The sequence below is a fragment of the [Clostridium] aerotolerans DSM 5434 genome (assembly GCF_000687555.1).
GTDB lineage: Bacteria > Bacillota > Clostridia > Lachnospirales > Lachnospiraceae > Lacrimispora > Lacrimispora aerotolerans.
Genome location: NZ_JHWJ01000013.1, coordinates 56,860 through 71,483, shown reverse-complemented (window position 1 = coordinate 71,483; position 14,624 = coordinate 56,860). Strand labels below are relative to the sequence as shown.

General features: G+C 45.7%; 12 protein-coding genes. All 12 read right to left on the bottom strand.

All coding sequences use genetic code 11. The annotated features are described in order from the left end of the window. Nucleotides 1-2: 2 nt before the first annotated feature. A complete protein-coding gene (locus T546_RS0116625) occupies nt 3-1,067 on the bottom strand; it encodes an ABC transporter ATP-binding protein (RefSeq protein ID WP_026892593.1) in 1,065 nt (354 codons plus the stop codon). A gap of 10 nt (nt 1,068-1,077) precedes the next feature. Continuing rightward, nucleotides 1,078-2,139, bottom strand: a complete 1,062-nt coding sequence (locus tag T546_RS0116620) for an ABC transporter permease (RefSeq protein WP_034599714.1) — start codon at nt 2,137-2,139, stop codon at nt 1,078-1,080. Beyond that, nucleotides 2,129-3,073, bottom strand: a complete 945-nt coding sequence (locus T546_RS0116615; protein WP_026892591.1) for an ABC transporter permease — start codon at nt 3,071-3,073, stop codon at nt 2,129-2,131. The genes T546_RS0116620 and T546_RS0116615 overlap by 11 nt, the downstream gene beginning before the upstream one ends. Before the next feature lie 27 nt (nt 3,074-3,100). Then, on the bottom strand, nt 3,101-4,783 hold the full coding sequence (locus T546_RS0116610) for a peptide ABC transporter substrate-binding protein (protein ID WP_026892590.1): 1,683 nt from the start codon (nt 4,781-4,783) through the stop codon (nt 3,101-3,103). Nucleotides 4,784-5,123: 340 nt separating this feature from the next. Next, complete coding sequence (locus T546_RS0116605; RefSeq protein ID WP_026892589.1) at nt 5,124-5,651, bottom strand: shikimate kinase; 528 nt, start codon at nt 5,649-5,651, stop codon at nt 5,124-5,126. After that, nucleotides 5,648-6,262, bottom strand: coding sequence for a flavin reductase family protein (locus T546_RS0116600; protein ID WP_026892588.1), 615 nt, complete (start codon nt 6,260-6,262; stop codon nt 5,648-5,650). The genes T546_RS0116605 and T546_RS0116600 overlap by 4 nt, the downstream gene beginning before the upstream one ends. A 13-nt stretch (nt 6,263-6,275) precedes the next feature. Further along, nucleotides 6,276-7,964, bottom strand: coding sequence for a putative manganese-dependent inorganic diphosphatase (locus T546_RS0116595; RefSeq protein WP_330371943.1), 1,689 nt, complete (start codon nt 7,962-7,964; stop codon nt 6,276-6,278). A 304-nt stretch (nt 7,965-8,268) separates the two neighbouring features. Beyond that, entirely contained in the window at nt 8,269-9,213 is a 945-nt protein-coding gene (locus T546_RS0116590; RefSeq protein ID WP_026892586.1) for an ROK family glucokinase, read from the bottom strand. Nucleotides 9,214-9,253: 40 nt separating this feature from the next. Further along, nucleotides 9,254-11,236, bottom strand: coding sequence for a transketolase (tkt, locus tag T546_RS0116585; RefSeq protein ID WP_026892585.1), 1,983 nt, complete (start codon nt 11,234-11,236; stop codon nt 9,254-9,256). Beyond that, on the bottom strand, nt 11,233-12,507 hold the full coding sequence (locus T546_RS0116580; RefSeq protein WP_026892584.1) for a DUF5711 family protein: 1,275 nt from the start codon (nt 12,505-12,507) through the stop codon (nt 11,233-11,235). Before T546_RS0116580 ends, tkt begins: the two co-directional genes overlap by 4 nt. Nucleotides 12,508-12,580: 73 nt before the next feature. Further along, the gene (locus tag T546_RS0116575) at nt 12,581-13,885 is read right to left on the bottom strand and encodes a LysM peptidoglycan-binding domain-containing protein (RefSeq protein ID WP_026892583.1); all 1,305 of its coding nucleotides are present in this window, start codon (nt 13,883-13,885) and stop codon (nt 12,581-12,583) included. Nucleotides 13,886-13,947: 62 nt separating this feature from the next. Continuing rightward, a complete protein-coding gene (gene yyaC, locus T546_RS0116570) occupies nt 13,948-14,547 on the bottom strand; it encodes a spore protease YyaC (protein WP_026892582.1) in 600 nt (199 codons plus the stop codon). Between the last annotated feature and the right edge of the window lie 77 nt (nt 14,548-14,624).

Genomic DNA, 14,624 nt, shown 5'->3' with positions numbered 1-14,624 from the left:
CTTTAAGCCTCCTTTCTCATTCTTAAAATCCTGGCTTTTAAAGCATCTGGCATGCCTACCTCCGGCGCATTCTTATGAAGGAGCCAGGTAGCCGCATAATGGGTATCCGTCACCTGAAACATCGGCGGTTCCATGCGGTAATCAATGTTTAGGGCGTATGCGTTCCGGTCTGCAAAGGCATCTCCCTTTCCTTTCCCAAGAAGATTATAGGGACTTCCTGGTATGGTGTAGAGCGACTCATCTGAGGTATTTAAATCCGGCATGGCAGATAGAAGTCCCCAGGTATAGGGATGTCTTGGGTCATAAAAAACTTCTTTGGAAAGCCCTTTTTCCACGATCTTTCCCGCATACATCACAGCCACATAATCCGCCACCTTTGCTACCACCCCAAGGTCATGGGTGATGTAGATGACCGAGATTCCGGTTCTATCCTGTATCTCCTTAATCAGCTCCAGAATCTTAGCCTGAATGGTAACATCTAAAGCTGTGGTCGGCTCGTCACAGATGAGCACCTCTGGATCGCAGGATAAGGCAATGGCAATGACCACCCTCTGGCGCATTCCTCCCGATAACTGGTGGGGGTAACATTTCATCCGTTTTTCAGGCTCTGTAATTCCAACCAGGGATAGGAGGCTCACGGCCTTTTCATAGGCCTCTTTTTTCGGTGTCTTATAATGACACCGCATTCCTTCCATAATCTGCTTTCCTATGGTCATGGTGGGATTTAAGGAGGTCATAGGGTCCTGAAACACCATGGCAATCCGCTTTCCATTGATGCGGCGCCGCATTTCCTTCTTTGTTAGCTTTAATAAATCCTGATGGATGGTCTCCCCGCTTCTTTCATAGGTAAAATCAATGGTGCCTCCGGTAACAGTACCATTTCCGCTTAAAATGCCCATGATGGCCTTAACTGTCACCGACTTTCCTGACCCGGACTCTCCTACGATTGCAAGAGTCTCTCCCTTATATAAATCAAGCTTTACTCCCCGAATGGCATTGGCCTCACCGGCCGTTGTTTGAAAGGAGATGGAGAGATCCCGAATGGACAATACTTTTTCTTTGTTCATGACACGCCTCCTATATCTCCTTCATTTTTGGATCAAATGCATCCCGGAGTCCGTCTGCCAGCATGTTAAAGCTCAGCATGATAATAGCCAGCACCAGAACGGGAGAAATAATCATATACGGATGGGTGGTAAATGACTTAAAGGAGTCGCTGATCAGGGACCCCAGGGAGGCCAGCGGAGCCGGAACTCCAAGACCGATGAAAGCTAGGAAGGCTTCCGTAAAGATAGCATTTGGTATGGAAAACATGGACATGATGATCAGCTGCCCAAATATATTTGGAAGAATTTCTTTAAATATAACGTAAAAATCTCCTGCCCCAAGTGTCTTTGAGGCAAGAACAAATTCCTGCTCTTTAAGCTTTAATACCTGAGCTCTGGCAATCCGGTTCATTCCAATCCAGCCCGTAATGGCAAGTGCCAGGGTAATGGTAAATAACCCCGGCTTTAAGACCAGCATAAGAAGGGTCACGATGACAAGGGTGGGAATTCCATTTAAAATTTCCGCAAACCGCTGCATGATATTATCCACCGCTCCCCCAAAATATCCGCTGATCAGCCCATAACTCATCCCAAAGCAAAGATCAACGATGACTGCGACCAGAGCAATGTATAAGGATATCCGGGTACCCATAAATGTCCGGGTGAAAAGATCCCTCCCAAGAACATCCGTACCAAACCAGTAGTAGGTGGATTCCAGACCTGTTGTCTTACCTGGATTTACATATTTATTTACGACATTCACGCCCGTGGAGGTGGACATGCGCTCCGTTCCGTCAAAGATTCCCCAGGTTTCAAGAACCGGTATTCTGGGTGCAAGGTTCTGGTTGGCAATAATCTGTCCATCATAGGTATAACCATTCATATAAGGACCAGCAATGGCAAAAAAGATGATGAATAAAATAGCTATGAGGCCAATGACGGCCCCTTTATTCTTTATAAATGCAGAGAAAACGTCGCTCCAATAGGAACGGGCCGGATATACCTGATCCATGCCAAGGTTCTGGTTCTCTGCCAGGAGAAAATCATCGGACAGAAATTCAAAGGACTCTGCAGCTTTCTGATCAGTGCTCATAATTCCCCTCCTTTGCCAGACGGATGCGTGGATCAATGATTCCGTATAGGATATCCACAAAAAGCATGATACCAATGTACATGGCACTGTAGATAAAGGCCAGAGTCACAATGACGTTATAATCATTGGACTGTATAGCGGTGACTAAAAGACTTCCTATTCCCGGTATGGAAAATATTTTCTCCACCACAAGAGAGCCTGTCATCAGACTGACAACGAGAGGTGCCAGAACTGTGATAATGGGAATCAGGGCATTTTTTAATCCATGAACCATAATAAGCCTCCACTCAGGAAGTCCCTTGCTTTCTGCCAGCAGCATGTAATCAGAGCCCAGAACCTCAAGCATCTCCGTTCTGGTAAAACGGGCCACCGTAGCCACCGTGAACATGGCAAGGGATATAGTGGGCAGTACAGAGGATTTGACAGCCGCTTCCTGCTGATACAACAGCGGAAACCAATGGACCCGGTATCCCAGGGAATAAGAAAGCGCCAGGGCGAACACATAGGACGGAAGACTGACTCCCAGTACGGAAATAACCGTAGTTAACGTATCAAATACGGTGTTATGCTTTAAAGCTGCCAAAAGCCCCAAAAACAGCCCTATGATGGTTCCAAGAAGCACAGCCTGACCTCCGATGCGGATAGACACCGGAAGTCTGGAGGCTAAAAGTGTGGTGATGGAGGTGTTCTTGGAAATGGTATAGGACACTCCAAAATCTCCGGTCACCATATGCTTCACATACTGGATAAAGCGGTAGTAGACAGGCTGGTCAAGCCCATACTTTTCATTTAAAAGAGCTACCTGGGACTGGGTCAGCTTTTCATCGTTAAAGGGGGACCCTGGCATCAGCTCCAGCATTAAAAACAGGATAAAAAGGATTGCCAGTAAGGTCGCCAAAGAAATACAGACCCGCTTTGCAACGTATCGTTTCAAGGGTATCTCTCCTATCTCAATCAGCCATTAATTCTTGACTGTATTTTTAAAATAACGGTTAATTGCTATGGAATGGAAGTCAATGCCTTCCACATTTGCCTTCTGCATCACTGCATTGCCCTTTTGGTATACCGGGAAGATGACTGCGTCGTCGCAAACGATTTTTTCTGCATCAATCAGGGCCTTCCATCGTTTTGCCGGATCAAGGGCAAGCTCTCCCTTTTTGCTGGATTCTATGATGGAATCGTAGTCCTTATTGGACCAGAAGCCATAGTTATTGGGGCTGTCTGTGGTCCACATATCAAGATAAGTCATAGGATCGGCATAGTCCGGTCCCCAGCGGGTAAGGCCTATCTCAAACTGTCCTTCCTGCATTCTCTCCACACGGTTTTTCTTTGGCATCTGCTCCAGAGTGATGGTGATTCCGGGAAGGGTGGTCTGAATCTCCGATTGTAAGAACTGGGCAACATTAATGGCTGACTCCGTATCCTCAACGATCATGGTATAGGTAAGGCTGTCGACTCCCAACTCTTTCTTTGCTTCCTCCCAATACTTTAAGGCTTCTGCCTTGTCAGTCTTAAAATAATTATTGCCTGCGCTCTCTCTGTAGTCCTTTCCATCGGGTCCAGCCGCCAGCAAGGTTGGAACTGCAAAGTAAGCAGGAATGGATCCATCCTTTAAGATATTGGCGCACACAGCCTCCTTATCAAAGGAAAGAGACAATGCTTTTCTCAAATTTAAGTTTTCAAGCCCCTTCACCTTGGTATTGGGGGATAGATACCATAAATAGCCTGCCATAATATTCTTAAATTCAGGGTCAGCCTGGAACTGTTCCACCTGTTCTCCTGATAAGGTCACTACGTCTAAATCCCCATTCTGATATGCCAGAATGGCCTGCTGAGAATCCTTGATGACCTGATACTTCATTCCGTCAAGCTTTACCTTATCTGCGTCCCAGTAGTCCTTGTTCTTCTCCAGGGTAATGGTAGTTGCCGCCGGTTCGTAAGAGGTAATCTTATATGGTCCGTTGGATAACAGGGTATCCGGGGTTGAGGCATACTGATCTCCTGTTTTTTCAAAGAATTCCTGATTCACCGGATAAAAGGTGGGGAATGCCATTAAGGATTCAAAATAAGGGACCGGAACGTCAAGCTCTACCTTTAACGTCTTGTCATCCACGGCTGTGACACCAAGCTCTTCCAGAGGCTTTTCACCGGCTGCCACTGCATCTGCATTTTTAATTCCTGCAATTCCCACGATAAATGCATATTCACTTGCTGTCTTCGGGTCAACGGCCCGCTTCCAGGCAAATACAAAATCTTTGGCAGTCACCGGAGTGCCGTTGGACCATTTGGCATCTCTTAAATGATAGGTGAGGGTGAGTCCATCTTCGCTTTTCTCTACGCTTTCTGCAAGTGCTGGCACCGGCTTTCCGTCGGCGTCCAGCTCATAGAGCCCATCGGTCGTATCCGCAATGACTTCAAAAGACGTCCCATCGGTGGCAATCTGTGGATCCAGGGATGCCACTTCCACATCAATATGTACATTTAAGACCTTCCCCGCTTCACTGCTTTCTTCTTTTGTCTCCGCCTTGACCGCAGAGTCCTTCGTTTCCTGAGATACTGTCTTTGAATTCCCGCATGCGGTCAAAGACCAGGCCATAATGCCTGCCATACTGATTGCTGCTAATTTTTTCAAGTTTTTTTTCATGAATGTTCCCCCTCATGTTTAATAATTATTTTAAAAAAATAGCATCTGACAGAATATCCCTCTGTTCAGACACTATTGTCCAAAAGTATTTGTAACATTATTATATTTTTCAACATATGTCAAGAACGGCCCATGCAGAAACAAAATAATTAAGGCAATTCATTGCTTTACAAACCCAAAGCGTCTTTTTCTAATGCATATGCTTTTCCTTCTTCTTTGAGAACCACTTATTTTCGTTGTAAAGATACGTACCGTTTTATAAAAATAAGGCGGAGAATATGATTTCATTCTCCGCCTTATACTAATTTTTTGTATATTCATGCATCAGCCTTACCGATTTTTATGTAGTAAGCCCAAATTTTTCTTCCATAATGCCTCTCAGCTGATCTACGATATTTCCTGCTTCAAGACCTGTCTCATCGATGGTAATATCTGCATAGGATTCGTAATATGGCACTCTCTCCTGGTATAAATCGTAAAGGGTCATGCCGTCTTTTAAAACCACGCCACGGTCCACCAGATTGCCAAGACGCTCCTTTACGCTTTCATAGCTGAGCTTTAGATAGACCACGATACTGATTTCCTTTAAATGCTCCATGGCCTCTTTTCCATAGATCACACTTCCGCCTGGGGCAATAACACTTTTGCACACATGAAGCTCCCGGTTGATCCGGTTCTCCACCTCTAAAAAGCCGTCATCGCCGCGTTCTGCAATGATTTCCTTTAAAAGCTTTCCTTCCTGCTCCTGTATCACAATATCCACGTCCACAAAGGAATATCCCAGACGCTTTGCTAAAAGGACACCGACGGTGCTTTTGCCGGAGGCCGGCATTCCAATGAGTGTTATGTTATTTCGCTTATCTGTCATTTACGCTTCCTCCTGCCGGCTGACTTTTTGTCCGTCTTTCTCACAGAATATCCAAAGCTTCCAAGCTTCTTTCCAAGCTCAAAGTATTCCCCATGAGAATAGGCTACAAGCCCGGCCTGATTTAAATGAAATTTATTTTTCTCATCCATATACCGGTTATCGACGGTCACGCCTAAGATCTCAGCGATAAACATATCATGACTTCCAAGGTGCTTTACTTCCACCACCTTACAGGCAAGACAAACAGGACTCTCTTCGATACCAGGGGCTTTGATGTGGTTTAAGGTGCAGGGCGTCAACCTCATCTGAGCGAATTTGTCAACATCTCTGCCGGATTTTACGCCGCAGTAGTCCGCAGCTCTCACTAACTCCTTAGAAACCAGGTTGACTACAAATTCACCGGTCTCTTTTATAATATCATAAGAGTATCGTTCCTTCCGTACGGATATGGAAAGCATGGCCGGAGTGGAGCAAATGGTACCAGCCCAGGCAACGGTTATGATGTTCGGCTTCTCTCCTTCTCTCTGGCAGCTTACCATAACAGCAGGAAGAGGATAAAGCATATTTCCAGGCTTCCACTCAACTTTACCTGATTTTTCCGGGTTTTTCATATAACCGGCCTCCTTATCCCTGAACGGCTAACACAATACTTGGAATCAACTGTTTCTTTCTGGATACTACGCCTGGAAGACTTACCACATGTTCCTTTTTATCGTCTTCTTTGTTATCGGCACGGAAGGCTCTTACAATCATCTGTTTCGATCCCTGGCCCTCGCATAAGAGAACGGTGGATTCTGTCAGAATATTGGTAAGCATAAAGAACATCATATCCACGCCATGTTCTTCTCTGGCCTTTACCATATATGGGATCATACGATCTTCCAGCTCTTCCAGCTCCTTCGCATTTAAAGAAGTAATCTGTCCTACACCAAAGGCGATCTTACCAACAGAGAACTTTTTAAAATCCTGATAGAAGATCTCTCCGTCTGTTTTTCCCTTTAAGTTGCTGGCAGCCTCAAACATGCAGGAAGCATACTTATCCGCATCAATGCCTGCAATATCTGCCAGGGCAAGGGCCGCTTTCTTATCTGCTTCTGTACAGGTAGGAGAACGGAATAACAAAGTATCGGAAATAATGGCGCTGCAAAGAAGCCCTGCGATCTGAGGTTCTATCTTTACATTGTTCTCCTGATACATCTGATACACGATGGTGGCTGTACAGCCTACCGGCTGGTTGCGGAAGAATACCGGCGCGATGGTCTCCACGGTACCCAGTCTGTGATGGTCGATGATCTCTAAAATCTCCGCATTCTCCATTCCCTCTACTGCCTGGGATCTCTCGTTGTGATCCACAAGAATGAGACGTTTTCCCTTGGCTCCAAGTAAGTTACGGCGGGAAATCATGCCCTTGTATTTTCCGTCCTTATCAAGAACCGGGAAATCACGGTGACGCTTGCTTGCCATCACATCCTTGATTTCATCAATATAATCTTCTTCTTCAAAAGTAATCAGCCCTTCGGTCTTCATAAAGTAGCTGATGGGAATGCTCTGGTTTACAAGACGGGCTGCGGTATACGTATCATATGGAGTTGTCATGACCGTACAGCCTCGTTCCTGAGCCAGCTTTTTGATGGTCATGGAAACAGCGGCACCTTCGCAGACGATGATACAGGCCGCTTCCATCTCAATGGCACAAAGCTGGGATTCATACCGGTTACCAAGGATAACAAGGTCCCCTTGTGATATATAATATTCCATCATATCAGGATTGGCTGCTGCAATGAGAACCTTTCCTTTATCAAAGTAAGCCGTGTCATCTCCAACGACAAGACTTCCCTCCAGCGTCTCCACAATATTGGAGTACTGGGTACATGCCTTGGATAAAATACTGCTGTCATATACGTTCATATAAGATTTGGCTATATCGCCAACTGTAATCAGCCCTTCCAAAATCCCGTCAGAGGTAACGGCAGGAATGGTGACTACATTTGCTTCCTGCATCAGGTTCCATGCCTTTTTTAAAGATAATTTCTTCTTTACGCCCTTGGTCTCCCGGATCTCTATATCCAGAACCTGGGTCTTTACGTTCTCTATAAGTTCCGGGGCTTCCATACCGAAATAATTCAGTACGAACTGGGTCTCTTCATTGACTCTCCCAGCACGTCCCGGCTGATAATCCTCACCAGTAATCATCCGCTTTAAATTCGCATAGCTGACTGCAGAGCAGATGGAATCCGTATCCGGATTTTTATGACCGATGACGATAGTTTTCCTATTTTTATGGTTGTCTCCCATGGTATCTCCTTTTTTCATAATCTGTTTACAGGCCGTTCATATCCTGTTCACATCTGTTTTTTATACTAAATGTATAGAAAAACAGCAATCTAAACAAGTTAATCAGTCAAGTTGCACATAGATTTTTCATAATTGCCCTGGTTGTCCTACAACCGGGGTCTCCTCATTTCATCCCATGTTTCGTCTTGTGAAGTATTCCCATTATATCATAATTTAGTAAATTGTAAATAAGTGAAGGGCCCAGGAAAAGACTGGACGAAAAAAAATACCAGACAAGGCTTTTTAAACACGCATCAGCCATATCTGGTATTCTGTTTATCGCCTAATCTAAAATCAGTCTTGCAGCACCGTATATTCCTGCGTCATTCCCCAATGTCGCCAGAACAATACTGCCCTTATTCTTAGAAATAGGTGTGAATTTTTCATAGTTTTTATTGACTATATCAATCAGGAACTGGCCGGCTTTTGATACGCCTCCGCCCAGTACAAAGACTTCGGGATCTACGGTCATGGCGACCTGAGAAAGGCAAAGTCCAAGATAATGTCCTACGACCTCCATCACTTCCAGAGCCAGGGGATCTCCTGCCTTTGCTGCATCAAGCACATTCTTTGCCGTGACCTGACTGCCATAGCCTCTTAAAGAGGATAAGGTATCCTTTGATTCCATCATACGTTTGGCTTCTCTGGCGATTCCAGTCGCACTTGCAACCTGCTCCACGCAGCCTACACCGCCGCAGTTGCAGGTTTCTGTTTCATCGTTGCGGACATGGATATGTCCGATTTCTCCAGCCAGACCATGTCTTCCAGACACGATTTTCTCGTCGATGATCACGCCTCCCCCTACTCCGGTTCCTAAGGTGACCATAACAATATCGTGATAGCCTTTTCCGCCGCCCTGCCACATCTCTCCCAGAGCTGCTACATTGGCATCGTTGGCGCTTTTTACCGGCAGTCCATGAAGGAGTTCACTTAACTCCCGTTCCGGGTAGCGGTCCCGCCAGCCTAAATTGACGCAGACTTCCACATAGCCATTGGGCAGAACAGGGCCCGGTATTCCAAGCCCGGCCCCCTGAATCTGATCAATGGAAATGTTAAGCTCTTCCAGTTCTTTTAAGATGGAGGCAGCCACATCATCAAGGATGTATCTTCCTTCCTCTTCCTTTCTGGTTCCTACTTCCCATTTGTGTAAAAGCTCCCCCGTAACCTCAAAAAGTCCCATCTTTACAGAGGTACCGCCTACGTCAACACCAATACATTTCATTCCCATGACCTTATGCTCCTTTTCCTTTTGTATCAAGATGCCGGATTTATGATAAGGATTTTGCCACCTCTGCAACCCGCTCAGCTGTAAATCCAAAATGATCAAACAACTGTCCTGCAGGACCGCTGGCGCCAAAACCTGTCATGGTCACGTATGCCCCGTCAAGACCAACATATTTACCCCAGCCAAAATCACTTAAAGCTTCTACTGCCACACGCTTTCTTACTGCCTTTGGAAGAACGGATTCCTTATATTCCTCGGTCTGCTCTTCAAAGAGATCCATACATGGCATGGATACGACTCTTACCTTACGGTCAGAGAGAAGCTCTTTTGCCTTAACAGAAAGCTCTACTTCAGAACCGCTGGCAATGAGAATGATATCAGGAGTTCCTTCGCAGTCATCAATCACATAGCCGCCCTTTAATGCCTCTTTGCTGCTGCCAGGCATTGGAGTTAAGTTCTGTCTTGTAAGAACAAGGCCGGTAGGAGTCTTTTTGGAGGTCAGTGCAGAATACCAGGCTGCTTCTGTCTCTGTTTCATCACAAGGACGGAATACATGGAAATTCGGCATTGCACGTAACATGGCAAGCTGCTCGATTGGCTCATGAGTCGGTCCGTCTTCTCCTACACCGATGCTGTCATGAGTGAACACAAAGGTCTGAGGAATTCCCATGAGGGAAGCCAAACGTGCCATTGGCTTTGTGTAATCACTGAATACAAAGAAGGTAGCGATATAAGTACGAAGTCCTCCGTGAAGAAGCATACCGTTTCCGATCGCAGTCATTCCAAGCTCTCTCACACCAAAGTGCATGTTGCGTCCGCTTCTGTCCTCTTTGGAGTAGTCTCCTACCTCAGACATGTTGGTCTTATTGGATGGTGCAAGGTCTGCGGAACCGCCAATTAAGTTTGGAATATAATTCTTTACACGGTTTAAGATCTGACCGGATATATTTCTGGTTGCATCTGCTTTCTCTGGCTTTTTCCAGAAATCAGCACAGGCTTCAATGGCTTTTTCTGTACCATCTGGATCATGGTAGGCATTCCATAATGTTTCCATCTCCGGATATTCTTCACAGTAAGCTGCAAACATCACGTTCCATGCAGCTTCTGTTTCAGCCTTTTCCTCAGCCAGCTTCTTATAGTGGCTGTATACCTCTTCCGGTACGAAGAATGGCTCTGTAGATGGCCAGCCTAAATTCTCCTTTAATGCAGTGATGTTATCCGCACCAAGAGGCTCTCCATGGGCACTTGCTTTTCCCTGCTTTGCCGGGCAGCCAAAGCCGATCTGGGTCTTGATGGTGATAAAGGATGGACGCTCGGTATCTGCCTTAGCCTCTTCAATGGCGCGGGCGATAGCTCCTAAATCATTGCCGTCTTCTACGGTAATGGTCTGGAAATGGAACGCCTCCATGCGTTTTTGTACATCCTCGGTAAATGCGATGTCAGTGCTTCCTTCGATGGAAATCTGGTTGGAATCGTAAAAAACGATTAACTTGGAAAGACCTAAAGTACCTGCCAGGGAAAAGGCTTCGGAAGAGATTCCTTCCATCATACAACCGTCTCCGCCAAGGACATAGGTGTAATGGTCTACCACTGGGTAATTGTCCTTATTGAATACAGATGCCAGATGGGTTTCCGCAATTGCCATACCAACTGCCATACCCATACCTGCACCGAGAGGTCCTGTGGTTGCTTCTACGCCAACCGTATGGCCATACTCCGGATGTCCCGGTGTTTTAGAACCAAGCTGGCGGAAATTCATTAAATCCTCTTTGGAGAGATTTCCGTATCCAAACAAGTGAAGCAGGGAATACAATAGCATGGAACCATGGCCTCCTGATAACACAAAACGGTCCCTGTTTTTCCAGTCAGGATCAGCCGGGTTATGGTTTAAATGGTTTGCCCATAATTCATAAGCCGCGGATGCACAACCTAAAGGGAGTCCGGGGTGTCCGGAATTGGCTTTCTGGATCGCATCTGCAGATAGGATGCGGATTGCATTAATTGACATGGTTTCGACGTTGCTCATTGGTATTGTCCTCCTATTTGTAATCTTATTTCTTTCATATTTTTGGGACCCGTAACGATTAAGGTATTGGGAAACCTTCCGTTTCGGATCTTAGTTACCGGAAAATCAAATGTGCCGGAAAATTTTAGCCTGCCGGACATATTATAGACTCTGCACGAATCCTCATTATACAGAAATACATGTTCCCCGTCAATATCAGCATCGGTATACTGATATTGGAAAGCTTTGGAAAATACCTGCTTTCCATCAGGCCTGTAAACTTCCAGGCGGTAGGGATTCTCTCCCTCAGGGTTGTCCACAATGAGGCCTACGTATTTTTGGGAATAGAAAACACTTTTAATCTCTTCTTTGATTGGAATCTGTTTGACCAGTTCCGGAGAAAGAGCATTCCTGGTGGAGTAAAACGACACGCTGTTGTCTGCAAAGGCGCAGGAATAGGTATCATCAAGGAAATGCACCTGGGCGACTAAGGCTGCGTCATAAGGCTCATCAAAGCCCCCCACCAGCCTGTCCGGTACGCTTTTTCCAATCTCCGCAAAGTTATGAAACGCTACCCTTCCGTTTAAGGTACCGTTCTTTAAATAGGCATAAGCCCCCATAAGCTGGGTTCCATCGGGAGATAAGCTGATATCTACCGGGTAACCGGAATCCCCTCCTAAAAGAGCCTTGATCTTCACATCAAGGGCTGATCCGTCCTGCTTGAAAAAATATATGTAATTGGCGGCGGAATCCTCCAAAATGGCAGCTACCACTCCATGGGAGGATACGGTTGCTTTTACAATGGGAAGGACTGTAGTAGCAACCCCGGTTTTTCCTGCCTTATCAAAGATATAGATGGAATTGCCCTGCAAATCGGCAATGGCTGCATAGTCTCCGCTTACCACTGCCCTGGGGGATTTCATCTCATAGCTTTGAATCCAGACTTCCTTTCCCTGGGCATCCAGATAGGACGCGCCATCTCTGCTATATTTCAGCACATTGGAGCCAAAATCCAAATATCCCTCATAGCTTCCCTCATTCAGTTCTTTTGACCATACAATACCGTAATTGGTATAATGGTATAAGCTGAAATACTGGAACGCACCGATTCCGCCTGCTGCCAGCAACCCAAACACCACAAGAAAAATCCTAAGCCTCTTCTTTCTTACCTTGGTACGGGCTTTTTTTATAATATCTTCACTGGATTCGTCATTACTTACGGAAGTTTGAACGATTTGACGACGAAGCTGGTTTTTTTTAATCTCTCTGTTCATTGAGTTCCATTCGCTCATGCAGTTTTCTCCTAAAAATGCCCATATATAGTTGTAGTATACATCATTTTTATGAGAAAAGCATTCTTTTTTTCTACGGAAGCAGTAATTTCTGACCCGCTACAATCTTATTTTCATCCTCCAATCCATTGAGCTCACAGATTTCCTTTAGCTTGTTTACCGTATGGTATTCTGCCAGGCTGATTCCGTAAAGCGTCTCTCCTTCCTGCACCACATGCACCTTGGCTCCTGCTGCTGACGCTTCCTTGGTCTGAGCCGTAGGCGCACTGGTCTCTTTTTGTGCGCTGCTTTCACCGGTAGGAGCCTTGGTCGTTTCCGCGGAAGCTGCACTTGTCTCTTCCGGTGCTTTTTTCGTCTCTGCACTGGCCTGGCTTTCCTTTGTCTCCTCCGGCTTTGCCTGACCTTCCACCGCCTCCTGGCTTACCGCGGCTTCTGTAGGCGCCTGGCCCTCTCCTGCCTGTGTCCCTGGCGGAGTGTTTGACATGGTCTCCTTATTCACTGCTGTGGTGGGAGAAACGCCGGCTTCCACCGTTTCTACAATGACACCTGGTTCTACTTTTCCTCCTTTTTTCTGGACACCTCCTAAAATTTGCTCGGCCTTAGCCGGAATGGCGGATACAATGACGCTTTCCATGTTCTGCATCCGTTCATAGTTGTTAAACATAACAATTCCGCCAGCTACTATGACGACTGACATGGCAGTGCACATGCCCCGGAGAAGCCCGGCGGTCTGATGCCTGTCCGTCGCTTCATCCTTATGTTCGTCCATTCGCTTGCGGAATTCTTCAATAACCTTATCATTTGTATCGGTTTCGATACGTTTTACATCCTTTCGCAGAACCATATAATCCTGCATCATCTGATTTCTCTCATAATATATACTATAGCCCTGGAGCTTGTAAAATCCGTCTTCTGATGTTATGTAAACTGTCTCATCTCCTTCAATTCCATTGCTTAAATACATCAACTTGTTGGTGCCTTCAAAATACTGGATATGTTGTTTCCAGAAATTTAAAGGAGTTAAATCGTCTCCGGGACTGCCGCATATAAACCAGCCCTGAATGGATCTCTTTGGGAAAAGCTGCTCCATGTTCTGATAGGCTTTTTTCCAGGAAATCTCGGTAAATTCTACCTTTCCTGCTTCTGTCACATCCTCCATCTCCAATGCACCATCTATGAAGATATAAGGCGTTCCATCATTAAGCTCCATACTGCCAAGCAGTAAGCCTACCCGCAGCCCTTGTCCTCCGACAGGATACAGACGTTTTAAATACGTATTGACATAATCCTCGACATATAGCTTTACGATCTGATCCCGCTCCCCGATCTGCCTGATGTTCTTCGGCAGCTTCGGGTACGGATTGTATAATTCACCCATTGGCTCACCCCGCTATTCTTTATAATCCAGTGCATCATAGCATACAATAGGCGAAAATCATGTCAAAGCATGGACGTGTTCTCCCATAACTTTTCGACAAGATAAATACTATGGCTGATGCAGTCAGCCATTCTCATAACAATGGAAAGTCTGATACTTTGGAGCATTAAAGGGTCATAATTGCTGCAGCTTCCAACAATTCCGGTAATAAAAATATCTCCCACCGATCTAAGCTCCTTGCTCACTCCAAGTCCGGGCTTTAATGCTCCTCTTCCAAGAGTCACATAGCCGATGTGCTCCATATTACCAACGGAAGCATCCACAGCCACAATCACATAGTTTGGATATCTTAAGCGAAGAATGGTCTGGTAGGTCTCAAGATTCATGGCATGTACCGGACGCTCTAAAGTCCCGATGACCTCTAAATACTCCAGTCTTTTTTCTTTTAGCTTGTAACCGATTAAGGGCCCAAGGCTGTCTCCCGTGGAACGGTCGGTGCCGATGCACAAAAAAAGGACTCCTGTTGCCTTCTTATTATCCATCTCCATACTGATCATATCGTATAGTCTGGAAGCAAAGTCCTCTGCTTCAAAGGAATGCTTTGTGTCATAATAAAAAACGTCCCGGTTGCTCCGGATCGCAATTCTTTCCCATAATTTCATAATATCCTGCCTTGCTGTCCTTATTTTCTCTGTTCTATTATAAGCCGTGATTTATGGAATTATTCACTACACCGTCA